The sequence below is a fragment of the Nocardia rhizosphaerihabitans genome, assembly GCF_014646295.1.
Lineage (GTDB): Bacteria > Actinomycetota > Actinomycetes > Mycobacteriales > Mycobacteriaceae > Nocardia > Nocardia rhizosphaerihabitans.
In genome coordinates this window covers 637,079-663,371 of the sequence record NZ_BMNE01000002.1, presented here as the reverse complement: position 1 = coordinate 663,371, position 26,293 = coordinate 637,079, and the positions used below count along the sequence as shown (strand labels likewise).

Below are 26,293 nucleotides of genomic sequence, written 5' to 3'. Positions count from 1 at the left end.
GTAACTTACGGTACCGTAGGTTTTCGGCATGGGAGGTTTCGTGGAGGCTGTTGCCGTGGGGGTTGGGGAGCCGGGGTTTTTGGGGAAGCCGCGGTTTCGGGGGTGGATTCATACGTGGGCGGTGGGGGTTGCCGCTGTCGCGGTGGCGGTGCTTGTCGTCTTCGGGTTTCGGGAGTCGGCTACCGCCGGGTGGTCCACGCTGGTTTATGGGGTGGCGGTGTGTGCGCTGTTCGGGATCAGTGCGGTGTATCACCGGGTGACCTGGCAGAGCGTGCGGGCCAGGGTGCGGATGAAGCGGGCGGATCACTCGATGATCTTTCTGTTCATCGCCGGGAGTTACACGCCGTTCGCGGTGCTCGGACTACCTGGCTCGACGGGGCGGACGCTGCTCATCGTGGTGTGGGCGGGGGCGCTGGCCGGGGTGGCGTTGAAGATGCTGTGGCCGACCGCGCCGCGGTGGGTGGGGGTCCCGCTGTATCTGCTGCTGGGATGGGCGATCGTGCCGGTGGCGCCGGAACTGCTGCACAACGTGGGAGTACTGCCGCTGGTGCTGCTCGCCATCGGCGGCGTGATCTACAGCGCGGGGGCGATCCTCTACGCGACGAAATGGCCGAATCCCTGGCCCGAGCACTTCGGGCATCACGAGTTCTTCCACGCGGCGACGGTGGTCGCGGCGGTGTTCCACTACATCGCGATCTGGCTGGTGCTGCTCGGTTGACCGGCGCGTGGGCGCGATCGGCGTTGCCCGGCCTTCTATGCTCGATAATCGTGTCACCCGTCAGCGCAGCTCGTGATACCCGGGCGTCCCGGTGCTCCGGGTTCTGGCGTGAGCGATGAACCGGCTGCTCCGCTGGGCGCTGCGCAGCTACTGGGGACTCGCGCTGGTCGTCATCACGGCCAACCTGGTCGGCCTCGGCGCCATCTTCCTCATCGCGTGGGCGGACGGTGTCTTCACCCGGGTCGGCCCCAACTGGCGGGAAGCGGCGTCGCTGCTCGCCATCTATCCGGCGTTCGCCGTGTTGTTCGGCATCTGGATGGCCATCTACGACCGCCGCAGATATCTTCGCTGGCTCGACGACGGCCGTAAACCGACGCCGGAGGAAGCACGCCGGCTGATCGCGCTGCCCGCGGCGATCACCGTGCGCGCGATCGTGTTGTGGATCCCCGGCATCGCGTTGACGGTGTGGCTGGTCGACCGGTTCACCGACTACGACAACGACGCCGTGGTGATCGCCGGATTCGCGCTCGGCGCGCTGGAATCGGCGGGCGCGACCTATCTGATCCTCGACCGGCTGATCCGTCCCGCCGTTCCGATCATCGCGGCGGTGCTCGGGCCCACCGTGCATCCGAGTTCCACCGTGCTCGTGCGCGTGCTCGTCACCTGGGCGGTATCGAGCGCGCTGCCTGGCCTGATCATCATCGTCGTGCTCAGCGACCCGGCCACCCCGGCCGAGGACCGGGTGCGCGCCGCCTGGATCTTCACCCTCGTCGCCCTCGCCGTCGGCGCGCTCGCCACCGCGCTGCTCGCCCGCTCGGTCGCCACCCCGATGCGCACGATGTACCTGGCGCTGGACCGGATCACCCGCGGCGAACTCGACGTGCGGGTGCCCGTCGGCAGTGCCAGCGAGATCGGGCGGCTCGAACACTCCGTCAACGAGCTGGCCGCGACCCTGCAGGACCAGTTGCACACCGAGGACGTGTTCGGCAGGCATGTCGGCTCGACGGTCGCCGAACGCGCGCTGTCGGGCAGCACCGATCTCACCGGTGACGTGCGGATCGTGTCGGCGCTGTTCGTCGACGTGACCGGGTCGGTGCAGCTGTCGGCCGAGATGGCGCCGGAACAGTTCGTGCACAAGCTCAACCGGCTGCTGGCGACCGTTGTCGCCGCCACCGAGGCCAACGGCGGCCTGGTCAACAAGTTCGCGGGCGACGCCGCGCTGTGCATCTTCGGCGCACCGTCGGCCCTGCACGACAATGCCACCCCCGCCCTGCGCGCCGCCCGCCGCATCCGCGACGAAGTGGTCGCCACCGGTGAACTCGACGTCGGCATCGGCGTGGCCCGGGGCCAGGTCTTCGCCGGCGACGTCGGCGCCGACACCCGCCTCGAATTCACCGTCATCGGCGACGCGGTGAACGAGGCCGCCCGGCTCACCGCCATGGCCAAGGAAGCGCCACGGCGGATCCTGGTCAGCGACCCGGTCCTGCAAGCCGCCACACCCAACGAACGCGCGCACTGGAAGCGATACAAGGATCTCCGGCTGCGCGGCATCCCCGGGCGCACCCGAACCTGGACCGATATCCCACCCGGACTGTGAGCCTGTTCAGCGCGGAGGCCGACGGGATCGCGGGCGGCGCCCCGGCTCAGGGGCGACGAACGCAGCTACTTCGAGACAGGCCTGGGCCGCAGCGCGTCGGTCAACGCCGTGGGGTCGGTGACCGGCAGGTCGCAGACCGAGCCGCGGCAGACGTAGGCGGCGGGGCCACCGTTGACCAGCGGGCGCTCGGCCAGCAGCGGCGCGGTGTCGGGTGGGCCTGCCAGGACGATCGAGCCGCCGGGTGACCACGTGCGCGCGGCGGCGAGGAGTTCGGTAGCGGCGGAGGACTTCTCGGTGGCGGCGATCGCCACCTGGATGGGTCCGCGGACCGCGGCCTCGGCGACCGCCAGCCAGTGACCCGCCGAGCGGGGAGCGCGGGCCAGCAGGACAGCGCCGCGGCCGAGGGTGTGGTCGGCGAGTTCGCGGTAGCGGACGGCGCGTTCGGGATCGGCGACGGCGGCGGCGGTCAGCAGGGCTTCGGCGAGGGCCGAGGTGCCGGACGGGGTGGCGCCGTCGACCGGGTCGCGGGGGCGGGCAACCAGGGTTTCGGCGTCGTCGGCGGTATCGAACCAGCTGCCGGGGCGTTCGGGATCGGCGAAATGCTCGATCGCGCTGTCCAGCAACACCTGTGCTGCGGCGAGCCAGTCGGCTTCGCCGGTCGCCTGGTAGAGGGCGAGCAGGCCGGTGGTGAGCCAGGCGTAGTCCTCGAGGACACCCGGCGGCGTGCCCGCGACACCGTCGAGCGAGGCCCGGCGCAGCCTGCCGTCGACCAGGTGGACGTCGAGCAGGAACCGGGCGCAGCGCACGGCGGCCGCCACCCAGGACGGTTCCTCCAGTGCCGCACCGGCTTCGGCGAGCGCGGTGATCGCCATGCCGTTCCACGCGGTGACGACCTTGTCGTCGCGGGCGGGCTGCGGACGCTGCGCGCGCAGCTCGAGCATCCGCGTGCGCAGCCGGTCGAAGCGGGTCGACTGCTCGGCGTCGACGGGGTCGCTGCGGCGGGTGAGCACCGAGGTGCCCTGTTCGAAATTGCCGCCCGTGGTGACGCCGAAAGCCTCTGCGGCCCAGACACCGTCGAGCGGACCGAGGTCGCCGATCAGCTCCGACGGCGTCCACACATAGGTGGCGCCCTCGACGCCGGGACCACCCGGTTCGAGCTGGGTGTCGGCATCGAGCGCGGAGGCGAACGCGCCGTCCGCCGTGCCGAGATCGGCGAGCAGGAATTCGACGGTCTCGCGAGTCACGCGGTGCGGCAACGACTCCAGGGGCATGGCGGGTGAGCGGCGGGCGAGATGGGCGTACGCGCGCAGCAGCAGGGCGTTGTCGTAGAGCATCTTCTCGAAGTGCGGTATCAGCCAGCCCGCGTCGACGGAGTACCGGGAGAAGCCGCCGCGCAACTGGTCGTAGATGCCGCCGCGGGCCATCGCCTCGGCTGTGCGCTCCACCAGATCGAACACCGCCTGATCACCGGTGCGTTCCCAATGCCGCAGCAGACCTTCCAGCGTCGCCGACGGCGGGAACTTCGGCGCACCGCCGAAGCCGCCGTGCTCGCGGTCCTCGTCCGCGGCGATCGCGCGCACCGCGGTATCGAGAAGGTCAGGGACAACGGCGAATTCGGCATCGGGCAACCCCGTCGCCTGCGCCCGCAGCGCCTCGGTGACCTGCTCGGCCGCCTGGTCCACATCCGCCCGCCGGTTGCGCCAGGTGTCGGTGATCGCGCTGAGCAGCTGGGTGAACGACGGCATCCCGCCGCGCGGCTGCTTCGGGTAGTAGGTGCCGCAGTAGAACGGGGCGCCGTCGGGTGTGAGGAAGCAGGTCATCGGCCACCCGCCCTGCCCGGTCATGGCGACGGTGGCGTTCATGTACACCGCGTCCAGATCGGGCCGCTCCTCCCGGTCGACCTTCACGCAGACGAATCCCGCGTTCATCAGCTCGGCCGTCGCCGCGTCCTCGAACGACTCGTGCGCCATCACATGGCACCAGTGACACGAGGCGTATCCGATCGAGAGCAGGATCGGCACATCCCGCTGCGCCGCCTCGGCCAGCGCCTCGGCACCCCACTCCTGCCAATGGACGGGGTTGTCGGCATGTTGACGCAGATAGGGCGAAGTTGCACCGGCCAATCGGTTCACGGTTCCACCCTGCCACAACCGGCGCGCGCGCAACGCGCCCCACACGGTCCGCGCTGCCGAGATCCGTGCGACGGTAGGCCGATACCCTGGTAAGGGTGAGTACGGATCCGACACCGACGGCGTGGGTCCGCCCTGGTCACATCGGCTACGTCGGCCCCGACCTCGGCGTCGACCCGCACGCCCCGTCGGTCGCGATGCTCACCGTCGGGCTGGATGGGCCGCTGATCCTGCACACCCCGCACGGACCCGTTCGCACGAGCAGTTCCTTCGCACCCGCGCGCACGGCGCACCGCATCGCCGCCACCCAGGGGTGGATCCTGGCGCTGTTCGTCGACCCCGCGGGCGCACCGGCCACCCTGATCTCCGACGAGATGACAGCCGCCGCAGGTGCTTTCGGACTGCGTCATCGCCGTGAGCGTGAGCTCGTCGAGCTGTGCCGCGCGCCCGTCGTCGACCCGGACCGCATCTACGCCCGCGCGGTAGCCGGCGCGAGTCCCGTCACCGATCCGCGCATCGCGAAGCTCGCCGCCGCGATCCGCGACGAGCCTGCCCAGGCACTGCGCGCCGACCAGATCGCGGCGAACATGGGGCTGTCGACCGGACATTTCCTGCACCTGTTCGCGCGGCATTGCGGCACCACCTTCCGCGGCTATCAGCGCTGGAACCGGATGATCTCCGCGGTCAGCAGCGCGGTGGCCGGCCACGATCTCACCCGCTCCGCGCTCGACGCGGGCTTTGCCACGCCCTCCCATTTCAGCGAGTCCTTCCGCGACATGATCGGCCTGTCCGCCACCACGATGCTGCGCGCCGGCATCCGGTTCGACCTCGGACCCGCGTCACCCGCGCTTGCTGTTGACCAGTGACAGATCGCCGCCGTAATGGGCCAGGACTCGCTTGTCCATGACCGCACGCCACAGCGGGGGTACCGCGGCCAGCACGACCATGGTGGCGTACCCGGCGGGCAGTTGCGGCGCCTGCTCACAGCTGCGCAGGGTCTGGTAGCGGCGGCTGGGGTTGGCGTGATGATCGCTGTGGCGCTGGAGGTGGAACAGGAAGACGTTGGTGACCAGATGGTCGCTGTTCCAGCTGTCCCGCGGCGAGCACCGGGCGTAGGTGCCGTCGGGGCGGCGACTGCGCAACAACCCGTAGTGCTCGATGTAGTTCACCGTCTCGAGCAGCCCGGCGCCGATGACGGCCTGCAGGAGCAGGTACGGGATGATCGCAGGCCCGAAGACCGCTGTCATCGTCGCGAACAACACCAGGCTCATCGACCACGCCTGCAGAATCTGATTGTCACGACACCACCAGCGTTTTCCCTTGCGCGCCAATCTTTCTCGTTCCAAGGCGACCGCCGAACGCAGGCCGCCGAACGCGCTGCGCGGCAGGAACTCCCAGAGCCGCTCGCCGAATCGCGCGCTGGCCGGGTCCTCCGGTGTCGCGACGCGGACGTGGTGACCGCGATTGTGCTCGACGAAGAAATGCCCGTACCCGGACTGCGCCAGGGCGATTTTCGCCAGTCTGCGCTCCAGATGCTCGGACCGGTGGCCCAGTTCATGGGCGGCATTGATGCCGATGCCGGAGACGACCCCCATTGTCACGGCGAGCCCGAGCTTGTCGAGGACGCTCAGTTCGCTACCGGCCCAGAAATATCCCGCGATCACCAGGCTGATGAATTGGATCGGCAGGAAAAGGTAAGTGCACCAGCGGTAATAGCGATCGTCGGACAGCGCCTCGTAGTCCTCGTCGAGTGGATTACTCCCATCGCGCCCGATCGTCAGGTCCAGCAGCGGAATCGCCACGAACACGATGATCGGGCCGATCCACCAGAACACCGGCAGCCCCGACAATGCCACTAATTGTGAGGGGAACAGCGCGCACGCCGGGGCGATCAGACCCAGAAGCCAGAGATAGCGTTTGGGGTCGCTGACTCTTGTGTGCTCGAAGACTGCCATCGGAACAAACAGCACCCATCGGAATTGTGATCGCGGAAAACGACCGCGCCGAAGGCACGATCGTGGTGGTCGTCGGTCACCGGCGCGGACCGGGCCACGGGCGAACCCCGGGCCGGAACACGCCGGTGTACCGCGACTAGGGCAGGGCTGCGCAGTTGGTCGGCGCCGGCTTGTCCGCCAGGCGATCGGTCATCCAGTTCTGCGATGCCTCGAGCGCCGGGAAGAACGACAACACGTGCGTGCCCGCGATGCCGGTCAGCGGCGGAATCGAGGCGTTGGAATCCAGCTGGACCTGCACCCCGCCACCGCACCAGTTGGCGGCCATGTCACGAATGGGCACGTACGGCGCGCCCTCGTCGTTACGGGCCGAGGAGATGAGCACCGGGACCGAAGGGGTGAGCGTGCCGACACGCTGTTCGTCGAACACCGCCTTCAACTCGGGAACCCGGTCGATCACCTGGGTGAGCGGCTCGCCACTCGCGGTCCACTGGGAGGTCTGCCCGTGATTCTGGGCCATCCCGGTGGGGACCGCGCACTTGCTCGCGGAGTCGTTCAGGATCGCCTTGCCGATACCGTTGAGTTCGTTGTCCAGGACCGCGCGGACCTCGGGGTAGCCGGCGGCCATGCCGTTGAGAATCCAGGCGAAGGCCGGGGCGACGGAGGAGCGACCGTCGTTGTATCCGATGAAGAACTGGTCGTCGACGACCGGACCGCCGACGTAGGCGCCGCGCACGTTCAGCTCCGGTGCGTAGCTGGGCTGCAGCTCGGCGGCGCCCGCGGAGGCCATGCCGCCCTGCGAGTAGCCGTAGAGGAAGACGGGCGAGTCGGGGTTCATGCCCGCACCCGGCAGCTGGATGGCCGCGCGGGCGGCGTCGAGCACCGCGTGGGCCTGCTCTTTACGGTTGAGGAAGCCGTGCACATCGGGCGTGCCGAGGCCGTGGTAGTCGGTCATCACGACCGCCATGCCGCGCGCGAGCAACGAGTACAGCGCGACGACGTCGTATTCGAAGATCATGTTGATCGGCGGCTCGTACTGGACGAGTTCGGCGAGCAGCTTCGAGGGCGCGCACTGATCGCCCTGTCCCTTCGTACCGCCCGCGTAGGCGACCAGCGGGCGCGGGCCCGGTCCGGTCCACGGCTGCGACGGCTCCAGATAGGTGCCCGTCACCGCGGTCTCACCGCCATGGGTGTCGCTGCTGATGTACATCATCCGCGTGGATTCCGCGGGGATGGTGCCAGTCTGTCCCGGTGCCGACAGCGCGAGGCGCGACGGTTCCGTGCGAACGATGGTGCCCGGTGCTCCGCCCGGTAGCGGAGCGGGGGGCAGGTAGAAATCGGCGCCTGCGATCTCGGCGGCCGGTTCGGTCAAAGCTTGTGGAGCGCAGATCGCGCCACCGGCAACCACCAGGCTGCAGGCCAACGCTGTGGTCAAGCTGCGTGCTCGACTCCTCACGATTCGATCCTCCTACGATTTCGGGAAACCCTTGGCATCGAGAAAACCGGATACAGCATCGAGATTCGGTACAGAGGGTAGCCGCGGGGTAACGCCACGGGATAGCAGGGTGCCCAATTCGCGCCGGGTGTCACCGGAAAGTGACCGAAATACCCGCGACCGCCCGCCGCGCACGGACTCCCCGGAATCGGGCATAAGTCACGAAAGGCCTTGCGGCAAAGCGTAAGCCGCGAGAAATCAGGCTGATTCCAACGATGTCCGGCCGCCGCCCGAGTCCAAATATCTGTAACCCGGAATCACGTGCCGCGCGCTGTCGCGAAAGCTGTTCGGAGGAGCGGGGGAATGCGGTGATCGCGCGCCACGAAACCGGCGCCGCGCCGACCCCGACGGCAACCCGGCGAGCCATTGTCACCACCGCGTGCGGCGCCGTCGCGGAGTTGTTCCGCAGCTCGCGGTGACCGATCTGCCGCATTCACGGAATGTAGCCCGCCGCGCTACAGCGGGCTACACCGTGCGTCAGGTGCGGTCGAAATGGGTGTCGGTCCAGGTGAGGAGGGTGTCGAGGCCGGATTCCAGAATGGCGCGATGGTCGGCGTCGGCGTATTCGTCGGTGCGGTAATCGACCGGGCTGCCCGCGGCGCGGAGCTGGGCGACCATGGCGTCGGTGCCCTCGGGGACCACGATGACATCCCGCCTGCCCTGGATGACCAGGAGCGGCAGGCCGGAGCGGACGGCGGTCGGCTCGTTCGCGTCGAGGACGGCGCGGATACCGGACAGGTCGCCGGTCGGCGTGACCACCTCGTGCACACCGATACCGGTCCACTGCTCGGGGGTGGACAGGGCCGGAATGCAGTTGTCGTCGACGAGCTTCAGCTTGTCGGCGGCCTCGGGGGTCAGGAAGGCGGCAGGGTCGAATCCGCCCGCGGTCTCGGCGCCCGCGATGACCAGCGGGGCGAACGGCAGCGCTGCCCGTCTCTCGGTCATGTCGGCGGCGGGACCGACCTCCGCGGCGGTGCGCAGCAGCGCCAGGCGCGACCCGTTGTTGTTGGCGGGGGCCAGCGCGGCCGCGCCGACCAGTTGCAGCTCCGGCGCCCAGGTCGGCCCGATCGCATTGGTGAAGATCGCGGCCTGGCCGCCCTGGGAATGACCGATGGTGGCCCAGCGGGTGCCGATGCTCGGCGCGAGTTCGCGAGCGGCGCGCGCGATGTCGGTGACGGCTCGCGCCTGGGCTTCGCCGATGAGATAGCTGTGCCTGCCCGGAGTGCCGAGGCCCTGGTAGTCGGTCATGGCGACGGCGTATCCGGCGTCGAGCAGACGCTGCTGGACCACCCGGGTGCGCGCGATGTAGGCGTGCGCGGGGTAGTTCTCGTCGGTGTCGCGCGAGGGGGCGCAGGCGTCGGCGATGCCGGTGGTTCCGTGGGCCCAGGAGATGAGTGGCCAGCCGCCGGCGGGCGCCTCGCCGCGCGGCACAGCGACCACGCCCGACACCGCGACCGTCGCACCCTTCGGGTCGACCGATCGGTACAGCACCAGGTGGTTGTCGGCGTTCGCCAGTCCGGGGATGCCGGAGAGCGGCCGCGACCAGATCACCGAACCGTGTTCGCCCGCGACCGTGTCGGCCTGGGGCGTGTAGAAGTCGAGTCCGGCCGGTGCCTGCGGCGCCGGAGCGGTGTCGGCGGAGGAACAGCCGAGCAGCAGGGAACCGGCGGCGAGCAGTGCCGCGGCGCCGAGAACGGCGGGGCGTTGGGTCTTCGTGGGAAACATGGCTCTGTCGTACTCGCGGCCGGATGCCACTCCGCGCAAACGCGGGATTCCGGCGAATTCCGGGCCGTCGTGCACGGATCCGTCAGGTCGGCGCCGGTGCCCACACGTCCATCGGCACGGATCCGGTGGCGCGACCGTCCTCGCCGAGCAGTCTGCCCATCCGTTTCACCCAGCGCAGCGTCACCGCGCGGTCGACGACCCGCAGTCCTGGCGCGACCGCGCCGAGCCGCGCCTCGTAGTCGGCGAGACCGTCCAGTCCGCGGAAGCACGTCACCGCGATCGCGTCGGCATCGGTGACGGTGGCCGCGCACAGCCGGGTGTCGCGCAGCCCCTCGATCGCTTCCATCACCGGAACACGTTCGGCGGCGGGCGTGTTCAGCCAGAGCGTGGCCGTGGCCCGCCAGCCGGTCACCGGCAGCGCGGCCTCGCAGCGCAGCACGGCCCTGCCACCGTCGAGCAACTTGCCGAGCAGCCTGCGCACCGTGGCCTCCGGACGGTCCAGCTCCGCGGCCAACGCGGCGACGGTCCGCCGACCGTCGGCGCCGAGGGCCAGGATGAGCGCGCGTTCCTCGGCGGACAGCGGTGCGGGCTCATCGGCTCCGGGCGCCGTGGCCACGGCCAGTTCACGCTGCTGTCCCGGCGAGAGCGCGTCGAATCGCCACCGGCTGCCCTCCCGATGCAACCGCCGAACCGGGTGCGTCCGCAGCCCGCGCACCCCGGGAACCCGGCCGAAGGCCAGCAGCTGCTCGGTGAACAGCGCCGCCGACGCGGAGCCGACGGTGAGCAGCAGCGGATGCGCGCCCGCGACCAGCTCCACGCTGACCACCGCGGGCAGCGCGGCGAGCGCCGCGGCCACTGCCGCGAGCTCGCTCGGCTCACAGTCGACCTGGACGAACGCCAGCACTCCGACCGCGGCGAAGCCCGACCCCGGATAGCAGGTGAGCCAGGCCGTCCCGCTCTCCCGCAGCGCCGACCACCGCCGTGACAGCGTCGCCGCGTCGACGCCGAGCGGACCGGCCAGCCTGGCCCACGACGCGCGCGGCGCGACCTGCAGCGCGGTGATCAGCGCCAGGTCGAGCTCGTCGACCCTCATACGCGGATCCATCTCATCCGGCCAAAGTAGACCGCGGCCGCGTACCGCGGTGCCACCGCCTGACGAAACCCCATTTCCGGGCGCGCTGGTGGGGCATTATTAGGGTGAAATCCCCGGATCGCGACCGAACAGGACCACCATGGCACCGCAGCTCACGCTTTCCGCGCAGCGCGCTGCGCTGGAGCGGGAGTGGGCGCAGTGGGTGCCCGCGGGGCAATCCGCGCTCGGGCGCAGTTCGTCGGTGCGGACCGAGGTGGCGCAGTCTTGGCTGCGCTCGTTACGCACGGTCGATCCGGCACGCGACCACGCGCCGGAGAGCGAGGCCGGCGATATCGGCCCGCGATGGGCGGAGTCGCCGCTGCGTGGACCGGTCACGGAGTTGAAGGATCAACTGCACAGCGTCGCCGACGACGCGGGTTACGTCGCCGCGGTGACCGATGCTTCGGGCACGATCCTGTGGACCTACGGCGGCCCGGTCATGCGCCGCAGGGCCGAGCAGGTGAACTTCGCGCCGGGTGGGCGGTGGGACGAGGCGCACATGGGGACCAACGCGCTCTCGCTGGCGCTGCGCACCGATCAACCGCACACCGTGTTCTCGGCCGAGCACCTGGTCGCCGCGCTGCACGGCTGGGTCTGTTACTGCGCGCCGATCCGCGCGGCCGACGGGACGCTGCTCGGCGTGCTCGACCTGTCGACCACCTGGAAGCGCTCCCACCCGCTGGCCATGGCGACCGTGCGCACCATGACCAGCGCGATCGAGGCCAAACTGCACGCGGCCGCGCCCGCACCCGCGGGCATGCGGCTGACCTGTCTGGGCACCGGCCGATTGGTGCGCGACGGCACCCCGATCCGGCTGCGCCCCCGCCAGCTCGAGATCCTCACCCTGCTCGCCCTCGACGACGACGGCTACAGCCACGAGCGCCTGCACTACGCCGTCTACGGCGATCGCGCGGTCGGCGCGAGCACCCTGAAATCGGAGATGTCGTACCTGCGCCGCGCCACCGGCGGTGACATCACCAGCCGCGTCTACCGCTTCACCACCGCCCTGTCCTGCGACGCCGTCGACGTCCTGCGCGCCCTGGAGTCCGGTGATGTCGACACCGCCGTGCGGCTGTATCACGGTCCGCTGCTTCCGGATTCGGATACACCGGGCATCAGCGAATGGCGCGACTACCTCGCCGTCGCCATGCGCAACGCCGTCCTCGCCAGCCCCGACGCCGACCACGCGCTGACCTACGGCGAAGCCGCCCCCGACGACATCGCCGTCCACGAACACGCCATGACCCTGCTGCCCCCGCGTGACACGCGGCGCGCCGTCGCCGCGGCCCGCCTGCACAGCGCTCTTCGCGCCTGATCGGTCCGGCTTCAACGTTTCATCAACCCTGACAGCGGATAGTGATGGGCGTCACGCTTCACCGGAATCAGCGAGGAGCCTCCGCACATGATCTACGCCAAGCCGGGCACCGAGGGCAGCATCGTCAGCTACGCGCCGCGGTACGACAACTTCATCGACGGCAAGTGGGTTCCGCCCGTCGAGGGCCGGTACTTCGAGAACACCTCCCCGGTGGACGGCCGGCCGTTCTGCGAGATCGCCCGCTCGACCGCCGCCGATATCGAGCTGGCCCTCGACGCCGCCCACCGCGCCGCCGATGCCTGGGGCGAGACCTCCGCGGCCGAGCGCGCCAACATCCTCAACAAGATCGCCGACCGGATCGAGGCCAATCTCGAGGCCCTCGCCGTCGCCGAGACCTGGGACAACGGCAAGCCCGTCCGTGAGACCCTGGCCGCCGACCTGCCGCTGGCGGTCGACCACTTCCGCTACTTCGCCGGCGTGCTGCGGGCGCAGGAAGGCGGGATCAGCGAGGTCGACAAGGACACCATCGCCTACCACTTCCACGAGCCGCTCGGCGTCGTCGCGCAGATCATTCCGTGGAACTTCCCGATCCTGATGGCCACCTGGAAGCTGGCGCCGGCGCTCGCGGCGGGCAATGCCGTGGTGCTCAAGCCCGCCGAGCAGACCCCGGCCTCGATCATGAAGGTCGTCGAACTCGTCGCGGACCTGCTGCCGCCGGGTGTGCTCAACGTGGTCAACGGTTTCGGCGTCGAGGCGGGCAAGCCGCTGGCATCGAGCCCCCGCGTCGCGAAGGTCGCCTTCACCGGTGAGACCACCACCGGCCGGCTGATCATGCAGTACGCCAGCGAGAACATCATCCCGGTCACCCTGGAGCTGGGCGGCAAGAGCCCCAACATCTTCCTGCCCGATGTGATGGCCGCCGACGACGACTTCCTGGACAAGGCCGTCGAGGGCTTCGTGATGTTCGCGCTCAACCAGGGCGAGGTCTGCACCTGTCCGTCGCGCGCGCTGATCGCCTCCTCGATCTACGACGAGTTCATGGCGCGCTGCGTCGAGCGCACCAAGGCGATCGTCAGCGGCAACCCGCTCGACGAGGCCACCATGATCGGCGCGCAGGCCAGCAACGATCAGTTCGAGAAGATCCTGTCCTACATCGACATCGGCAAGAAGGAAGGCGCCGAGGTGCTCACCGGCGGCGCGGTCCGCAGCGTCGACGGGCTGGCCGACGGCTTCTACATCGAGCCGACGATCTTCAAGGGCAGCAACGACATGCGCGTGTTCCAGGAGGAGATCTTCGGCCCGGTCGTCGCGGTGACCACCTTCGACTCCACCGACGAGGCGCTGAAGATCGCCAACGACACCCTCTACGGCCTCGGCGCCGGCGTGTGGACGCGCGATATGAACACCGCCTACCGACTCGGCCGCGGCATCAAGGCGGGCCGGGTGTGGACCAACTGCTACCACGCCTACCCCGCGCACGCGGCGTTCGGCGGCTACAAGAAGTCCGGCATCGGCCGCGAGAACCACAAGATGATGCTCGAGCACTACCAGCAGACCAAGAACCTGCTGGTCAGCTACTCGCCGCAGAAGCTCGGCTTCTTCTGATGGTGCAGCGCGTCGACCTCACCGAACAGGCGGCGACGCTGCTGCGGGAACTGGCCGGGCAACACGGCCCGGTCATGTTCCACCAGTCCGGCGGCTGCTGCGACGGCAGCTCCCCTATGTGCTACCCGCGCGGAGAATTCCGCGTCGGCGCCTCGGATGTGCTGCTGGGTCATCTGCCGGGCGACACCCCGTTCTGGATGAGTGCCGACCAGTTCGCGTACTGGAAACACACCCATCTCACCGTCGACGTGGTGCCCGGCCGGGGCAGCGGCTTCTCGCTCGAAGCCCCCGAGGGCGTGCGGTTCCTGATCCGCTCACGCCTGCTCACCGACGACGAGGTGGCCGAGCTGGAATCCCAGCCGCCGCCACCCACCGGTGACACCGTTCCACAGTGATGTGAAACACCCGCTATCACACTGTTTCCGCAGGTCGGCGGCGCTCGATACGCGCCGCTGACCTGTGGGATCCACGACCGTAACAGTCGTCAACCATTCTTCAACCCTCGACGATCACCGTTGCCGTCGCACGCGCTTGTTTGTTGATGAGGAGCTACACCTTGAGTACCGACGCGATTCCCGCCACGGGTGCGGACACGCCCGCCGACGACTATCTCGCCAAACGCACCCTGCGCTCCGGCTCGGCAGGCTGGGTGCTGCTGGCCGGCCTCGGCGTGAGCTATGTGATCTCCGGTGACTACTCCGGCTGGAACTTCGGCCTCGCCGAGGGCGGTTTCGGTGGTCTGCTGATCGCGGCGATCGTCATCGCGGGCATGTATCTGGCCATGGTCCTGGGTATGGCCGAGCTGTCCTCGGCGCTGCCCGCGGCCGGTGGCGGCTACACCTTCGCCCGGCGCGCGCTCGGCCCGTGGGGCGGATTCGCCACCGGCACAGCCGTTCTCATCGAATACGCGATCGCGCCCGCCGCCATCGCCACCTTCATCGGCGCCTATGTGGAGTCGCTGAACCTGTTCGGGATCACCGACGGGTGGTGGGTGTATCTGGCGGTGTACGCGCTGTTCATCGGCATCCATCTCGGCGGGGCGGGTGAGGCGCTCAAGGCGATGTTCGTGATCACCGCGATCGCGCTGGTCGGTCTGGTCGTCTTCGCGATCGCGGCGGTCGGCCGGTTCGATGTCGCGAATCTGACCAATATCGCGGCGGATCCGGCCGCGACCGGCTCGTCGTCGTTCCTGCCCTTCGGGTACATGGGCATCTGGGCCGCGATCCCGTTCGCCATCTGGTTCTTCCTCGCGGTCGAAGGCGTGCCGCTGGCGGCCGAGGAGGCCAGCGAGCCGGAGAAGAACGTGCCCAAGGGCATCATCGTGGCGATGCTGCTGCTGGTGGTCACCGGCGCGGTGGTGCTGGTCCTGGTGACCGGTGCGCTCGGCGCGCAGGACGCCTCGGCCTCGGGCAACCCGCTCGTGGAGGCGCTCGGTGACAGCCCGGCGGCCAAGGTGGTCAACTACATCGGCCTGGCCGGTCTGATCGCCAGCTTCTTCTCCATCGTCTACGCCTACTCGCGCCAGACCTTCGCGCTCTCCCGCGCCGGCTACCTGCCCACCAGCCTGTCGGTGACCAACTCCCGCAAGGCCCCGATGCTGGCGCTGATCGTGCCCGGCCTCATCGGGTTCGCCCTCTCGCTGACCGGCGAAGGCGCGATGCTGCTGAACATGGCCGTGTTCGGCGCCGCGGTGAGCTATGTGCTGATGATGGTGAGCCACATCGTGCTTCGGGTCCGCGAACCGAACATGCCGCGGCCGTACCGCACGCCCGGCGGCATCATCACCACCTCGTTCGCGCTGGTCATCGCGGCGGCCTCGGTGGCGGCGACCTTCCTGGTCGACCAGAAGGCGGCCTTGTTCACTCTCGGAGTGTTCTGCGCCTTCATGGCCTACTTCGGGCTCTACAGTCGCAAACACCTGGTCGCCAAGTCCCCCGACGAGGAGTTCGCGGCGCTGGCCAAGGCCGAGCAGGAGCTCGAGTAACCCGCTCACCCGAATCCGTGAAAGGAGGCGGCACCCGATGACCGTGTACCGCAGCTCTGTCGGCGCCACGACCTACACCTTCGACGGTCTGGTCGATCTCCTGGCCAAGGCGACGCCCGAACGCAGCGGCGACCAGCTGGCCGGCTGCGCCGCCGCGACCGATGCCGAACGCGCGGCCGCGCAGTGGGCACTGGCCGACGTGCCACTGACCACCTTCCTCAACGAGGTGGTCGTCCCGTACGAGACCGACGAAGTGACCCGGCTGATCATCGACAGCCACGACCGGACCGCGTTCGCCCCGATCGCGCATCTCACCGTCGGCGGGTTGCGCGACTGGCTGCTCGCGGTCGCCGCGACCGAGGATTCCGCGACGACGCTGGCCGCGGTCTCGCCCGGGCTGACGCCGGAGATGGTGGCGGCGGTCAGCAAGATCATGCGCAATCAGGATCTGATCGCCGTCGCCAAGGCCACCGTGGTGACGGCGGGTTTCCGCACCACCATCGGCCTGCCGGGCCGGTTGAGTACGCGCCTGCAACCCAACCATCCGACCGATGATCCGCGCGGGATCGCGGCGGCCACCCTCGACGGACTCCTGCTCGGCTGTGGTGACGCGGTGATCGGCATCAACCCGGCCACCGATTCGCCCCACGCCACCTCCGATCTGCTGCACCTGCTCGACGAGGTCCGTCTGCGCTTCGACATCCCGACCCAGTCGTGCGTGCTCTCCCACGTCACCACGACCATCGGGCTGATCGAGGCGGGTGCGCCGGTGGACCTGGTGTTCCAGTCGGTGGCGGGCACCGAGGGCGCGAATGCCGGTTTCGGCGTGAACATCTCGCTGTTGCGTGAGGGGAACGAGGCAGGGCGCTCGCTCGGGCGCGGCACCGTCGGCGACAACGTGATGTATCTGGAGACCGGGCAGGGTTCGGCGTTGAGCGCCAATGCCCATCTGGGCATCAATGATCGGCCGGTGGACCAGCAGACGCTCGAAGCGCGCGCCTATGCCGTCGCGCGGGATCTGCAACCGCTGCTCGTCAATACGGTCGTCGGGTTCATCGGGCCCGAGTACCTCTACGACGGTAAGCAGATCATCCGGGCCGGACTCGAGGACCACTTCTGCGGCAAGCTGCTCGGCCTGCCGATGGGTGTGGACGTCTGCTACACCAACCACGCCGAGGCCGATCAGGACGACATGGACACCCTGCTCACCCTGCTGGGCGCGGCGGGCTGCGCGTTCGTCATCGCGGTGCCCGGCGCCGACGATGTGATGCTGGGCTATCAGAGCCTGAGTTTCCATGACGCGCTCTACGCGCGGCAGGTGCTGAACCTGCGTCCCGCACCGGAATTCGAGGCGTGGCTGTCCGGGCTCGGCATGCTCGACGCCAACGGCCGGATACGGCAGGTGGAACCGCTGTCGTCACCGCTGCGAGCTCTGGCGGCGAACCGATGAAACCCGCTGCGACGAAGCCGGTTCTGCGCATCGTGGGATCGAATACCGAGTGGAGAGGAAGTGCAGTGGGCGAGCGCGGTGATGCCGAAGGGGCTGTGGCCCAGGAGTTCTGGCGCGATCTGCGGCGCAACACCCAGGCCAGGATCGGGCTCGGGCGCACCGGTGACGCCCTGCCGACCACCGAAGTCCTCGCGCTGCGGGCCGCGCATGCCGCCGCCAGGGACGCGGTGCACGTCCCGCTGGAAGTCGACATCTTCGCCGAACAGATCGCGAGCATGGGACTCGGCGACCCGGTCACCGTGACCAGCATGGCCGCCGACCGCTCGGAGTACCTCCGCCGCCCCGATCTCGGCAGGCAGCCCGCCGACCTGTCCGTCATCGAAAAGCACAGTGCCGATATCGGTTTCGTGCTCGCCGACGGACTGTCCCCCCGCGCACTCACCGACCACGGCGCCGGCCTGCTCGCCGCACTGGCCGACGAACTCGCCGACCGCTACACCCTGGCCCCACCCGTGATCGCCACCCAGGCACGCGTCGCCCTGGGCGACCACATCGCCGAGGCGATGGGCGTGCGCACCGTCCTGGTGATCATCGGCGAACGCCCCGGCCTCTCGGTCGCCGACAGCCTCGGCATCTACCTCACCCACGCCCCGCGCCCCGGCCGCGCCGACTCCGAACGCAACTGCATCTCCAACATCCACCCACCCGACGGCCTCACCTACGCCGACGCCGCCCGCGTGGTCGCCGGCCTGGTCGCGGGCGCGCGCAAACTCGGCCGCTCGGGCGTCGACCTCAAGGACACCTCGCGCATCGGTGCGCTCACCACCTCCGAAACCCGCACCATCGCACCGCAAGAGGCGCCGACACCGTGAGCTGACCCAGACACCAGGGCGACGCGGTGCCCGTTCGATGTGAACCGGAGCCGATCGCTCCATAGAGTGTTGCCATGATCCGCACCGCCGCCCTCGCCCATGTCCGCGACCGCAGGCTGATCCAGACACGCCCGGAAGGCAAGGAAGTCTTCTACATGGCGGGCGGCAAGATCGACCCGGGCGAAACACCCTTAGAGGCGCTACATCGCGAGATCGAGGAAGAACTCGGCGTCGGCCTGTCCGGCGTCGCCGAACTCGGCATCTTCGAGGCCGAAGCCTTCGGCCACGGTAAGAACACCGGCCTGCACATGACCTGTTTCCTCGCCGACTTCACCGGCGAACCCCACGCCACCGGCGAAATCGCCGAATTCCGCTACTTCACCGTCAGCGAATACGCCGCCATGGACCACGTCGCCCCCGGCTCCATGATGGTCTTCCGCCGCCTCCACGAACTCGACCTCATCGACTGGTGAGCAGCGCCGGGAGTCGATCCCGGATATCTCAGTCGAGGTCTGCGTCGAGGGCATCCCAGGTGATGCCGACGTCGAGTGGATCGGTGATCGCCACCGCGATCGGGCTGTGGGAACGGAATCTGGTCTCGGTGGTGACGTAGACGCCCGCGGTGTTCAGGCGCAGTATCTCGATGGACTTGACGCGGCCGTCATTGTTTTCCATGCGGACGATCCAGTACTGCTCGATGCCGAGCCGTGCGTACTCGGCTCGCTTGTCCACGCAATCGGCGGTGACCGTCGCCGGTGAAACCACTTCGACGACGAGGAGGGTATCCGCCGCCGTCGGTTTGGTCTTCCACTTGTCCCGCGGATCGTCGATGCAGCGATACACGATGGCGTCCGGGCGGCGGAAGTTGAACGGAACCTCGGAAACCAGCATGTCCAGCTCACCGCTGGCCTTCAGGCAAGGTTGCCCGTGGTCGCGTTTCCTGACGGCCTCGCGCAGGGACTGCTTGATCGCATCGGTGATGGCGATGTGGTTGGGCGACAGCGACTCACAGTGCACCGGTAGGCCATCTTTGACCTCGATCACTCTGGAGAGGTCTTCGGGCATCGCTAGGTACGTGTCCATGTCGATCTCGGAGACACCGGCGCGCAGCCACGACCAGTCATATGCCTCACTCACCGGACCAACAGTAGCCGTACTGCCGACCGATTGAACGGCATCAACCGAACCCGGACCGACGCTGAGCTCCGACGAGTAGTCCCACGTCAACAGGTTTCCGCGAAACGTTGTGGGGCGGTGGGCCGATCACTCTCATGTGACGGGGACAGAGTCGAACCACAGTGCCGAGCTTTCCGTGGCCGAGCGCCGGGCCGCACTACGCAGGCTCGTCGTCATCTTCGGGTTGATGAACAAGATGATCGAGCTGAGTGCGGCCGGGGCGCCGCGGCAGCTGGCCGAGCACGCGGCTGCCGCCAGGGATCTGGTCGGCGAGCTGGTGACCGATATCGCCCGGTTGCCCTAGTCGGGTTTCGGGGCCTTCGGGGTGCCGTCGCCGGATTCCGGCTCGATGGCGCCTGGTTCGGTGCCCTCGTCGGCCTTCTGGTCCGGTTCCGGGTGCTCGGGCTCGAAGGTCTCGGGCAGGCCCTTGAGGTGCTTGTTCATCGAGCGCACGAGCAGCACGGTGCCTGCCAGCAGGATCAGGATGACCAGCAGGCCGAGCGGTGACGCCTTGCCGAACTCGGGTCCGGTGGGGGTGTTCTGAGCGAGGTAGACCAACATCACCGGTCGGCGTCCTCGATGCCGGCGAACAGGTCGGTCTCCGGGATGGCGGTGCTCACCCTCGTCTTGGCCAATTCGAACTCCTCGGTCGGCCAGAGCCGCTGCTGCATCTCCAACGGGATCGCGAAGAACGCCCCGTTCGGATCGATCTGGGTCGCGTGCGCGCGCAGGGCGTCGTCACGCTGGGGGAAGTATTTCGAGCATTCGATCTGGGTGGTGACCCGGCTCCACGTGGCCCCGCGCTTGAACTGATGCATCCGATCCAGCCACTCCTGGAGCGGGAACGGTTGGCCGAGGCGCTCGTACTCCTCGGCGAAGGTCTCCAGTCGCTTCGTGCTGAAGCCGTGGTCGTAGTACAGCTTCAGCGGCGTCCACGGAGCGCCCGCCTCGGGGAACTTGTCCGGATCGCCCGCCGTCTCGTACGCGGCCATCGACACCTCGTGGCACCGGATGTGATCCGGGTGCGGGTAGCCGCCGTTCTCGTCGTAGGTGGTGATCACGTGCGGCTTGAAATCGCGCACGAGCCGCACCAGCGCCTCGGTCGACTCCTCCAGCGGCACCAGCGCGAAGCAGCCCTCGGGCAGCGGCGGCAGCGGGTCGCCCTCGGGCAGACCGGAGTCGACGAAGCCGAGCCAGTGCTGGCGCACGCCGAGCGCGTGGGCGGCCGCGGCCATCTCCTCGCGCCGGACCTCCTCGATCCGGTCGAGGACACCGGGGGTGTCCATGGCCGGGTTGAGGATGCTGCCGCGTTCACCACCGGTCAACGTCACGACCAGGACGTCGACGCCCTCGGCCGCGTACCTGGCCGTGGTCGCGGCGCCCTTGCTCGATTCGTCGTCGGGGTGGGCGTGCACCGCCATGAGGCGAAGGCCACTCACGTCTCGTTCACCATCGCTCTCGCTCGCGGGTGTCAGAACTTCGTTCCCTATAGTTCCATCCGACCCCCCGTTTGTTCCGACCACCCCCGGGAGCGAGAAACCGATGACCGAGCCCGCACCGGACTCCGCGGCGACCTCGGCCGCCGCAGCTGCGCGACACGCCGATCGATACGGCCGGAAACCTCCGGTGCGTCGGCTGTGGCTCCTGGTCGCGCTCGGCGTCGGCGTGCTGGTCGCAGGCCTCGCCGTCGCCTATCTCGGGTTCCAGAAGTACGGTCCGAAGGCGATCGAGACCGAGCAGCTCGGCTACGTGGTCGACGACGACTCGACGCTCACGGTGCGGATGAAGGTGACCAGAGACTCACCCCAGCAGGCCGTCGTCTGCTTCGTCCGGGCGATGGACCGCGACGGCGCCGAGGTCGGCAGGCGCGAGGTTCTGGTCCCCGGATCGGACTCGACCAGCGTCCAGGTGACCACGACGGTCAAGTCCTCGGCGCGCGCGTCGGCGGGCGATATCTACGGCTGCACCGAGCAGGTACCGGGCTATCTGCGCGTGGAATAACGCCCTCCGCCTAGCCTGACCTGCATATTTATGAGACATGCTAAAATGGCCTGATACACGGTTCCGGGGCTCGGAGCCGTGTTTGCTGCATTGGCGGCCAGCGGTGCTGTTAGCGGGTTATGGGTTCACCCCCCAGGATCGCTCCAGCCGTCGGGCTGGTGCATGCCCTCCTGCGGGAGGGCACCGCGCTGGTTTCAGGGAATCCCGGTGCGCCGGGAACAACTACTAGGGAGTGATCGAGATGACCGAGAATGTGACCTGGCTTACCCAGGAGTCGCACGACAGGCTCAAGGGCGAGCTGGACTCGCTCATTGCCAACCGTCCGGTCATTGCCGCCGAGATCAACGAGCGCCGTGAAGAGGGCGATCTCAAGGAGAACGGCGGCTACCACGCCGCGCGCGAGGAGCAGGGCCAGCAGGAGGCGCGCATCCGCCAGCTGCAGGAGCTGCTGAACAACGCGAAGGTCGGCGTCGCCCCCACCAAGTCCGGTGTGGCGCTCCCGGGCTCGGTCGTCACCGTCTACTACGACGGCGACTCCGACGACACCGAGACCTTCCTCATCGCGACCCGCGAAGAGGGCCTCGGCGCCACCAACCTCGAGACCTACTCGCCGAACTCCCCACTCGGCGGCGCGCTGATCGACGCCAAGGTGGGCGAGACCCGCGAGTACACGCTGCCCAACGGCAACACCATGAAGGTGACCCTGGTCAGCGCGGAGCCGTACCACGGCTGAGCACAGCCTCGCCGAGCCCACATAATCTGAACCCGAACGCAAGCGGCCGCACCCGAACATCGGATGCGGCCGCTTCGTCATCTGTGGGTCCTCGTCAGCTCAGCGCCTGCTCGACATCGGCGAGGAGATCGCTGATGTCTTCGATGCCGACCGAGAGCCGGACCAGGTCGGCGGGGACCTCCAGCGCCGAGCCCTCGGTGCTGGCGTGGGTCATCGCGCCCGGGTGCTCGATCAGCGACTCGATCCCGCCCAGCGACTCGGCCAGGGTGAAGATCCGGGTGCGCGAGCAGAACTTCAGCGCCGCCTCCCGGCCACCGGCCAGGCGCACCGAGATCATGCCGCCGCTGCGGCGCATCTGCTTCTGCGCGATCTCGTACCCGGGATGGGTGGGCAGGCCAGGGTAGATGACCTGCGAGATGGCCGGGTGGTTGGTGAGGAACTCCGCGATCACCTCGGCGTTGTCGCAGTGCTTCTCCATCCGCACGGCCAGCGTCTTGATGCCGCGCAGGGTGAGGAAGGCGTCGAACGGGCCAGGGACAGCGCCCGCGCCGTTCTGCAGGAACGCGAACGCGGTGTCGAGTTCCTTGCTGTTGGTGATCAGCGCGCCGCCGACGACATCGGAATGACCGCCCAGGTACTTGGTGGTCGAGTGCACGACGATGTCGGCGCCGAGCAGCAGCGGCTGCTGCAGGTAGGGGGTGGCGAAGGTGTTGTCGACGACCAGCTTGGCGTCGGCCGCGTGCGCGATGTCGGCCAGCCCGGGGATGTCACCGATGCTCAGCAGCGGGTTGGTCGGGGTCTCGATCCAGACCAGCTTGGTGTTGGGGCGGATGGCCGCGCGGACCTCGTCGAGGTTCGCGATATGGGCGGGCGAGTGCTCGATCCCCCACTGGCTGAAGACCTTGTCGATGAGCCGGAAGGTGCCGCCGTAGGCGTCGTCGGGGATGACGATGTGGTCGCCGGGGCGCAGGGTGGCGCGCAGCGCGCAGTCGGTGGCCGCCATGCCGGAGGCGAAGGCCCGCGCGAAGCTGCCCGATTCGAGGGCGGCGAGGTTGGCTTCCAGTGCCGTGCGGGTCGGGTTGCCGGTGCGCGCGTATTCGTAGCCGCCGCGCATGCCGCCGACGCCGTCCTGGGCGAAGGTGGAGCTCGCGTAGATGGGCACATTGACCGCACCGGTCTGAGGATCGGGTTCATATCCGGCGTGGATGGCCCTGGTCGAGAATCCCAGCTCACTCATGAGCTCAGGCTAGTAGACCGGATTCGGGTCGAAGCGCTGGGGTATTGGCCGTGCACGAAGTGCCGGATTCGCCGTGGACGGCAGCGTTAGGCTGACGACATGGTGACTGTCGAAGAGTTGTTCGCGATCGATCCGTTGCTGTCGCAGGAGGAGCGCGAAATCCGCGACACCGTGGCCCGATTCGGCGAGCGCAGGCTGCGCCCGCACATCGCCGACTGGTTCTCCGACGGCACCTTCCCGGCCAGGGAGATCGCCCCCGAACTCGGCAAGCTCGGCCTGCTCGGCATGCACCTGGAGGGCTACGGCTGCGCCGGATCGTCGGCCACCGCCTACGGGCTGGCCTGCCAGGAACTCGAGGCCGTCGACTCCGGCGTGCGCAGCATGGTGTCGGTGCAGGGCTCGCTGGCGATGTCGGCGATCCATTTCTTCGGCTCCGAGGAGCAGAAGCAGCAGTACCTGCCCGCGATGGCGGCCGGTGAGGTGATCGGCTGCTTCGGTCTCACCGAACCCGATTTCGGCTCCAACCCCGGCGGGATGCGCACCAGGGCCAAGCGCGACGGCAGCGACTGGGTGCTCAACGGGTCCAAGATGTGGATCACCAACGGCTCGGTCGCCGATATCGCCGTCGTCTGGGCCTATGCCGAGGAGCCCGGCCAGGACAAGCCGCGGGTGCGCGGTTTCCTGGTGCCCGCTGGTACGCCCGGTTTCACCACCAGGGAGATCCACCGCAAGCTCTCGCTGCGCGCATCCCTCACGGCCGCATTGGATTTCGACGACGTGCGGCTGCCCGCCGACGCCGTGCTGCCCGGGTCGGGCGGCCTGAGCTCACCGCTGGCCTGTCTGAGCGAGGCCCGTTTCGGCATCATTTTCGGCGCGCTCGGCGCCGCGCGTGACTGCCTGGCCGCCGCGATCGACTACGCCCGCACCCGCGAGGTGTTCGACAAGCCGCTGGCCGCCTACCAGCTCACCCAGGCCAAGCTCGCCGATATGGCGCTGGAACTCGGCAAGGGCCAGTTGCTGGCGCTACACCTTGGCCGGTTGAAGGATCGGCACGAGATCACCGGCGAGCAGATCAGCGCGGGCAAGCTGAACAGCACCCGCGAGGCCATCGCCATCGCCCGCGAATGCCGAACCATCCTCGGCGCCAACGGGATCACCCTCGACTACCCGGTGCTGCGGCACGCGAACAACCTGGAGTCGGTGCTCACCTACGAGGGCACCGCCGAGGTGCATCAGCTGGTGCTGGGCAAGGCGCTCACCGACGCCAACGCGTTCCGGTAGTTCGAGGTGTGCCGGTCGGCTCAGCCGCCGACCGGCACACCGGCCCTGGAACCGGCGACGGGTGCGGGCCGAATCAGGCCGCCCGCGAAGATGATTGCCAGGGTCAGCCCCACCACGGTCGCGACCGTCGCCGCGATGGGAACGATGATCGCTGCGGGGATGCCGAGGGCTGTCAGCGACGCCAATCCGCCGCAACCCCAGACGATCGCGGCGACAAGCCTGCCGAGCAGCGGGGCGTACGGCGACCGCCACATCGCACGTCCGACCCCTTCGCGGGCGAAATATCCTGTGACAGCCGGGATTACCGGACTCATGCCGACTAGGTGGATAGCCGGTTCGGTGACGTCCACTGCGGGCCCCTTCGCTCGCCGTGCTGGTTAGCCAAAAGTTGTCTAGCGTCGATCCTGCCCGCCCAGAATCCACCTGGCGCCCTGTTGACGCAACTCCGCCATCTCTCGCGACCAGCGGCAAACCCTTGACTCGCACAGTGATCTGCGTCACAATTCTAACTGTGTTAGGCGAAACTACTCGCGATAGGCAAGCCGAACGCCGTGAGGCAACACGGCGGGAGATTCTGCAGGTCGCGTGGGAACTCGCCAGGGAGAACGGCCTGGCACAGATCACCCTGCGCGATGTCGCCGCCAGGGTCGGCATGCGCGCGCCCTCGCTCTACACACATTTCGCGGCCAAGCACGCTATCTACGACGCGATGTTCGAGCAGGCGTGGGCGGAGTACGAGGAGCACGCGGCGCGCGTCGCCGCCACCCTGCCCACCGCGCCACGCGCCAGGCTGCTGGCGCTGGCCTACGGCTTCTTCGACTTCGCCGTGGCGGATCTGGCCCGCTACCAGCTGATGAATCAGCGCACAGTGCCCGGATTCGAGCCGTCGCCCGCGGCGTTCGCGCCATCGAAGCGGGTGGTGCGCGACGCCGTCACCATGTTCGCCGAGGCAGGTGTCACCGATCGGGGTGACATCGAGATCTGGTTCAGCCTGATCGGCGGCCTCATCGACCAGCAACTCGCCAACGATCCGACCGGCGACAGCAGGCGCAGGCTGATCGAACGCGCGATGACCATGTGGGCCGACAGCGTCGGCCTGCCCCCGGAACCGAGGGACCCCCATGACCACGACGACCCCGGCGCCGACCGAGCCGCGGCGTAGCGCTATCCCGCGTCCCGAGTCGATGACTTTGGCCGCGACCGAATACGAACGCATCGGCAGTGCCGTCGCCGCACTCGCCCCGGCAGACTGGAACCGGCCGACCGATTGCCCGAAGTGGACTGTGCACCAGATGATCTCGCACGTCGTCGGCATGGCGGCGATGACGGCGTCGATCACCGAGATGATCCGGCAGCAACGGGCCGCCGACCGCTGGTCCGGCGGCGAGGAGCGGCGCATCGATGTGCTGACCGCCTATCAAGTCGACCGCTACGGCGCCCACCCGCCGGACGAGTTGCGCGCCCTGATCGCGCGCCTCGGTCCCCGCGCCGCGGCAGCCCGGCGCAGGGTGCCCGCGTTTCTGCGCAAGCTGACGATGCCGGGCTGCGAGCGGGTGAACGGCGTCGACGAGCGGTGGACGGTCGGATTCCTGACCGAGGTGATCCTCACCCGCGACCCGTGGATGCACCGGATCGACCTGAGCCGGGCGACCGGGCGCCCACTGGAACTCACCGCCGAGCACGACGGGCGCATCGTCGACGATGCGGTCCGCGAATGGGCACAGCGCCACGGCAAGCCGTACCGCCTGACACTGCACGGCCCCGCGGGCGGCACGTGGACCAGCGGTGACGCGCCCGCGATCGAACTCGACGCGATCGAGTTCTGCCGCATCCTGGCCGGCCGGGCCAGCGGTTCCGGGTTGCTGAGCACCGAAGTGCCGTTCTGATCGGA

Annotated in this window: 26 protein-coding genes; 16 read left to right on the top strand and 10 right to left on the bottom strand. The window is 68.8% G+C overall.

Translation table 11 applies throughout. From position 1 onward, the window contains the following. Positions 1-28 precede the first annotated feature (28 nt). Together trhA and IEY60_RS09475 are read left to right on the top strand one after the other, a co-directional pair. The gene (gene trhA / locus IEY60_RS09480; protein ID WP_189026170.1) at positions 29-718 is read left to right on the top strand and encodes a PAQR family membrane homeostasis protein TrhA; all 690 of its coding nucleotides are present in this window, start codon (positions 29-31) and stop codon (positions 716-718) included. Between the two features lie 115 nt (positions 719-833). Then, the gene (locus IEY60_RS09475) at positions 834-2,315 is read left to right on the top strand and encodes an adenylate/guanylate cyclase domain-containing protein (RefSeq protein WP_189026169.1); all 1,482 of its coding nucleotides are present in this window, start codon (positions 834-836) and stop codon (positions 2,313-2,315) included. A gap of 65 nt (positions 2,316-2,380) precedes the next feature. Here IEY60_RS09475 and IEY60_RS09470 read toward each other — a convergent pair whose 3' ends face one another. Beyond that, positions 2,381-4,447 carry a thioredoxin domain-containing protein gene (locus IEY60_RS09470; protein WP_229739673.1) on the bottom strand — a complete coding sequence of 689 codons (2,067 nt, stop codon included), beginning with the start codon at positions 4,445-4,447 and terminating at the stop codon, positions 2,381-2,383. Between the two features lie 95 nt (positions 4,448-4,542). Here IEY60_RS09470 and IEY60_RS09465 point away from each other — a divergent pair, with 95 nt between their 5' ends. Continuing rightward, positions 4,543-5,310 carry a helix-turn-helix domain-containing protein gene (locus IEY60_RS09465; protein WP_189026167.1) on the top strand — a complete coding sequence of 256 codons (768 nt, stop codon included), beginning with the start codon at positions 4,543-4,545 and terminating at the stop codon, positions 5,308-5,310. On the opposite strand, the gene IEY60_RS09460 is transcribed toward IEY60_RS09465, so the two are convergent. The 4 genes from IEY60_RS09460 to IEY60_RS09445 form a co-directional block, all read right to left on the bottom strand. Then, complete coding sequence (locus tag IEY60_RS09460; protein WP_189027440.1) at positions 5,284-6,399, bottom strand: alkane 1-monooxygenase; 1,116 nt, start codon at positions 6,397-6,399, stop codon at positions 5,284-5,286. The two genes, IEY60_RS09465 and IEY60_RS09460, sit on opposite strands and share 27 nt — an antisense overlap. Positions 6,400-6,535: 136 nt before the next feature. Next, on the bottom strand, positions 6,536-7,831 hold the full coding sequence (locus tag IEY60_RS09455) for a lipase family protein (RefSeq protein ID WP_189026165.1): 1,296 nt from the start codon (positions 7,829-7,831) through the stop codon (positions 6,536-6,538). A gap of 537 nt (positions 7,832-8,368) precedes the next feature. Continuing rightward, positions 8,369-9,616: a lipase family protein gene (locus tag IEY60_RS09450; protein WP_189026163.1), complete on the bottom strand. Its 1,248-nt coding sequence runs from the start codon at positions 9,614-9,616 to the stop codon at positions 8,369-8,371. 82 nt (positions 9,617-9,698) lie between these two features. Further along, positions 9,699-10,709: an Lrp/AsnC family transcriptional regulator gene (locus IEY60_RS09445; RefSeq protein ID WP_189026161.1), complete on the bottom strand. Its 1,011-nt coding sequence runs from the start codon at positions 10,707-10,709 to the stop codon at positions 9,699-9,701. Between the two features lie 139 nt (positions 10,710-10,848). Here IEY60_RS09445 and IEY60_RS09440 point away from each other — a divergent pair, with 139 nt between their 5' ends. The 7 genes from IEY60_RS09440 (at position 10,849) to IEY60_RS09410 (ending at position 18,447) form a co-directional block, all read left to right on the top strand. Continuing rightward, the gene (locus IEY60_RS09440) at positions 10,849-12,063 is read left to right on the top strand and encodes a helix-turn-helix domain-containing protein (protein WP_189026159.1); all 1,215 of its coding nucleotides are present in this window, start codon (positions 10,849-10,851) and stop codon (positions 12,061-12,063) included. An 87-nt stretch (positions 12,064-12,150) separates the two neighbouring features. Beyond that, the gene (adh, locus tag IEY60_RS09435) at positions 12,151-13,668 is read left to right on the top strand and encodes an aldehyde dehydrogenase (RefSeq protein ID WP_189026157.1); all 1,518 of its coding nucleotides are present in this window, start codon (positions 12,151-12,153) and stop codon (positions 13,666-13,668) included. Further along, positions 13,668-14,063 (top strand): DUF779 domain-containing protein, encoded by a 396-nt coding sequence (locus IEY60_RS09430; protein ID WP_189026155.1) that lies wholly within the window; start codon positions 13,668-13,670, stop codon positions 14,061-14,063. The genes adh and IEY60_RS09430 overlap by 1 nt, the downstream gene beginning before the upstream one ends. Before the next feature lie 161 nt (positions 14,064-14,224). After that, positions 14,225-15,652: an ethanolamine permease gene (gene eat, locus IEY60_RS09425; protein ID WP_229739672.1), complete on the top strand. Its 1,428-nt coding sequence runs from the start codon at positions 14,225-14,227 to the stop codon at positions 15,650-15,652. Positions 15,653-15,689: 37 nt separating this feature from the next. Further along, a complete protein-coding gene (locus IEY60_RS09420; RefSeq protein ID WP_189026151.1) occupies positions 15,690-17,102 on the top strand; it encodes an ethanolamine ammonia-lyase subunit EutB in 1,413 nt (470 codons plus the stop codon). 65 nt (positions 17,103-17,167) lie between these two features. Further along, positions 17,168-17,974, top strand: a complete 807-nt coding sequence (gene eutC / locus IEY60_RS09415; RefSeq protein WP_373291685.1) for an ethanolamine ammonia-lyase subunit EutC — start codon at positions 17,168-17,170, stop codon at positions 17,972-17,974. Between the two features lie 74 nt (positions 17,975-18,048). After that, positions 18,049-18,447, top strand: coding sequence for an NUDIX hydrolase (locus IEY60_RS09410; protein WP_189026146.1), 399 nt, complete (start codon positions 18,049-18,051; stop codon positions 18,445-18,447). A 28-nt stretch (positions 18,448-18,475) separates the two neighbouring features. On the opposite strand, the gene IEY60_RS09405 is transcribed toward IEY60_RS09410, so the two are convergent. Continuing rightward, complete coding sequence (locus tag IEY60_RS09405; protein WP_189026144.1) at positions 18,476-19,201, bottom strand: Uma2 family endonuclease; 726 nt, start codon at positions 19,199-19,201, stop codon at positions 18,476-18,478. 85 nt (positions 19,202-19,286) lie between these two features. On the opposite strand from IEY60_RS09405, the gene IEY60_RS09400 reads away from it, so the two are divergent. Beyond that, on the top strand, positions 19,287-19,454 hold the full coding sequence (locus IEY60_RS09400; RefSeq protein WP_189026142.1) for a hypothetical protein: 168 nt from the start codon (positions 19,287-19,289) through the stop codon (positions 19,452-19,454). Here IEY60_RS09400 and IEY60_RS09395 read toward each other — a convergent pair. After that, on the bottom strand, positions 19,451-19,711 hold the full coding sequence (locus tag IEY60_RS09395) for a hypothetical protein (RefSeq protein WP_189027438.1): 261 nt from the start codon (positions 19,709-19,711) through the stop codon (positions 19,451-19,453). The genes IEY60_RS09400 and IEY60_RS09395 overlap by 4 nt on opposite strands. After that, the gene (mca, locus tag IEY60_RS09390; protein WP_229739671.1) at positions 19,711-20,589 is read right to left on the bottom strand and encodes a mycothiol conjugate amidase Mca; all 879 of its coding nucleotides are present in this window, start codon (positions 20,587-20,589) and stop codon (positions 19,711-19,713) included. The genes IEY60_RS09395 and mca overlap by 1 nt, the downstream gene beginning before the upstream one ends. A 103-nt stretch (positions 20,590-20,692) precedes the next feature. Between mca and IEY60_RS09385 the strand changes: the two genes are divergently transcribed. Next, positions 20,693-21,151, top strand: a complete 459-nt coding sequence (locus tag IEY60_RS09385; protein ID WP_189026140.1) for a DUF4307 domain-containing protein — start codon at positions 20,693-20,695, stop codon at positions 21,149-21,151. 241 nt (positions 21,152-21,392) lie between these two features. Next, positions 21,393-21,884 (top strand): transcription elongation factor GreA, encoded by a 492-nt coding sequence (gene greA, locus IEY60_RS09380; RefSeq protein WP_110036717.1) that lies wholly within the window; start codon positions 21,393-21,395, stop codon positions 21,882-21,884. 94 nt (positions 21,885-21,978) lie between these two features. Here the strand turns inward: greA and IEY60_RS09375 are convergent, their stop codons facing one another. Then, the gene (locus IEY60_RS09375) at positions 21,979-23,121 is read right to left on the bottom strand and encodes a cystathionine gamma-synthase (RefSeq protein ID WP_189026137.1); all 1,143 of its coding nucleotides are present in this window, start codon (positions 23,119-23,121) and stop codon (positions 21,979-21,981) included. A 99-nt stretch (positions 23,122-23,220) separates the two neighbouring features. On the opposite strand from IEY60_RS09375, the gene IEY60_RS09370 reads away from it, so the two are divergent. Beyond that, positions 23,221-24,402 carry an acyl-CoA dehydrogenase family protein gene (locus IEY60_RS09370; RefSeq protein ID WP_189026135.1) on the top strand — a complete coding sequence of 394 codons (1,182 nt, stop codon included), beginning with the start codon at positions 23,221-23,223 and terminating at the stop codon, positions 24,400-24,402. A gap of 20 nt (positions 24,403-24,422) precedes the next feature. Here the strand turns inward: IEY60_RS09370 and IEY60_RS09365 are convergent, their stop codons facing one another. Continuing rightward, on the bottom strand, positions 24,423-24,656 hold the full coding sequence (locus tag IEY60_RS09365; protein ID WP_189026133.1) for a hypothetical protein: 234 nt from the start codon (positions 24,654-24,656) through the stop codon (positions 24,423-24,425). Between the two features lie 257 nt (positions 24,657-24,913). Between IEY60_RS09365 and IEY60_RS09360 the strand changes: the two genes are divergently transcribed. Both IEY60_RS09360 and IEY60_RS09355 read left to right on the top strand, forming a co-directional pair. Then, positions 24,914-25,564 carry a TetR/AcrR family transcriptional regulator gene (locus tag IEY60_RS09360; RefSeq protein ID WP_189026131.1) on the top strand — a complete coding sequence of 217 codons (651 nt, stop codon included), beginning with the start codon at positions 24,914-24,916 and terminating at the stop codon, positions 25,562-25,564. Then, on the top strand, positions 25,524-26,288 hold the full coding sequence (locus tag IEY60_RS09355; RefSeq protein WP_229739670.1) for a maleylpyruvate isomerase family mycothiol-dependent enzyme: 765 nt from the start codon (positions 25,524-25,526) through the stop codon (positions 26,286-26,288). Before IEY60_RS09360 ends, IEY60_RS09355 begins: the two co-directional genes overlap by 41 nt. Positions 26,289-26,293: the final 5 nt, after the last annotated feature.

Bases quoted from the DNA above. Each gene is read 5' to 3' on its own strand.
- IEY60_RS09475 (WP_189026169.1), top strand. From the start codon at position 834: ATGAACCGGCTGCTCCGCTGGGCGCTGCGCAGCTACTGGGGACTCGCG.
- IEY60_RS09450 (WP_189026163.1), bottom strand. From the start codon at position 9,616: ATGTTTCCCACGAAGACCCAACGCCCCGCCGTTCTCGGCGCCGCGGCA.
- trhA (WP_189026170.1), top strand. From the start codon at position 29: ATGGGAGGTTTCGTGGAGGCTGTTGCCGTGGGGGTTGGGGAGCCGGGG.
- greA (WP_110036717.1), top strand. From the start codon at position 21,393: ATGACCGAGAATGTGACCTGGCTTACCCAGGAGTCGCACGACAGGCTC.
- IEY60_RS09365 (WP_189026133.1), bottom strand. From the start codon at position 24,656: ATGTGGCGGTCGCCGTACGCCCCGCTGCTCGGCAGGCTTGTCGCCGCG.
- IEY60_RS09395 (WP_189027438.1), bottom strand. From the start codon at position 19,711: ATGTTGGTCTACCTCGCTCAGAACACCCCCACCGGACCCGAGTTCGGC.
- IEY60_RS09370 (WP_189026135.1), top strand. From the start codon at position 23,221: ATGGTGACTGTCGAAGAGTTGTTCGCGATCGATCCGTTGCTGTCGCAG.
- adh (WP_189026157.1), top strand. From the start codon at position 12,151: ATGATCTACGCCAAGCCGGGCACCGAGGGCAGCATCGTCAGCTACGCG.
- IEY60_RS09410 (WP_189026146.1), top strand. From the start codon at position 18,049: ATGATCCGCACCGCCGCCCTCGCCCATGTCCGCGACCGCAGGCTGATC.
- IEY60_RS09440 (WP_189026159.1), top strand. From the start codon at position 10,849: ATGGCACCGCAGCTCACGCTTTCCGCGCAGCGCGCTGCGCTGGAGCGG.
- IEY60_RS09430 (WP_189026155.1), top strand. From the start codon at position 13,668: ATGGTGCAGCGCGTCGACCTCACCGAACAGGCGGCGACGCTGCTGCGG.
- IEY60_RS09385 (WP_189026140.1), top strand. From the start codon at position 20,693: ATGACCGAGCCCGCACCGGACTCCGCGGCGACCTCGGCCGCCGCAGCT.
- IEY60_RS09375 (WP_189026137.1), bottom strand. From the start codon at position 23,121: ATGAGTGAGCTGGGATTCTCGACCAGGGCCATCCACGCCGGATATGAA.
- IEY60_RS09460 (WP_189027440.1), bottom strand. From the start codon at position 6,399: ATGGCAGTCTTCGAGCACACAAGAGTCAGCGACCCCAAACGCTATCTC.
- IEY60_RS09445 (WP_189026161.1), bottom strand. From the start codon at position 10,709: ATGAGGGTCGACGAGCTCGACCTGGCGCTGATCACCGCGCTGCAGGTC.
- IEY60_RS09420 (WP_189026151.1), top strand. From the start codon at position 15,690: ATGACCGTGTACCGCAGCTCTGTCGGCGCCACGACCTACACCTTCGAC.
- IEY60_RS09355 (WP_229739670.1), top strand. From the start codon at position 25,524: ATGACCACGACGACCCCGGCGCCGACCGAGCCGCGGCGTAGCGCTATC.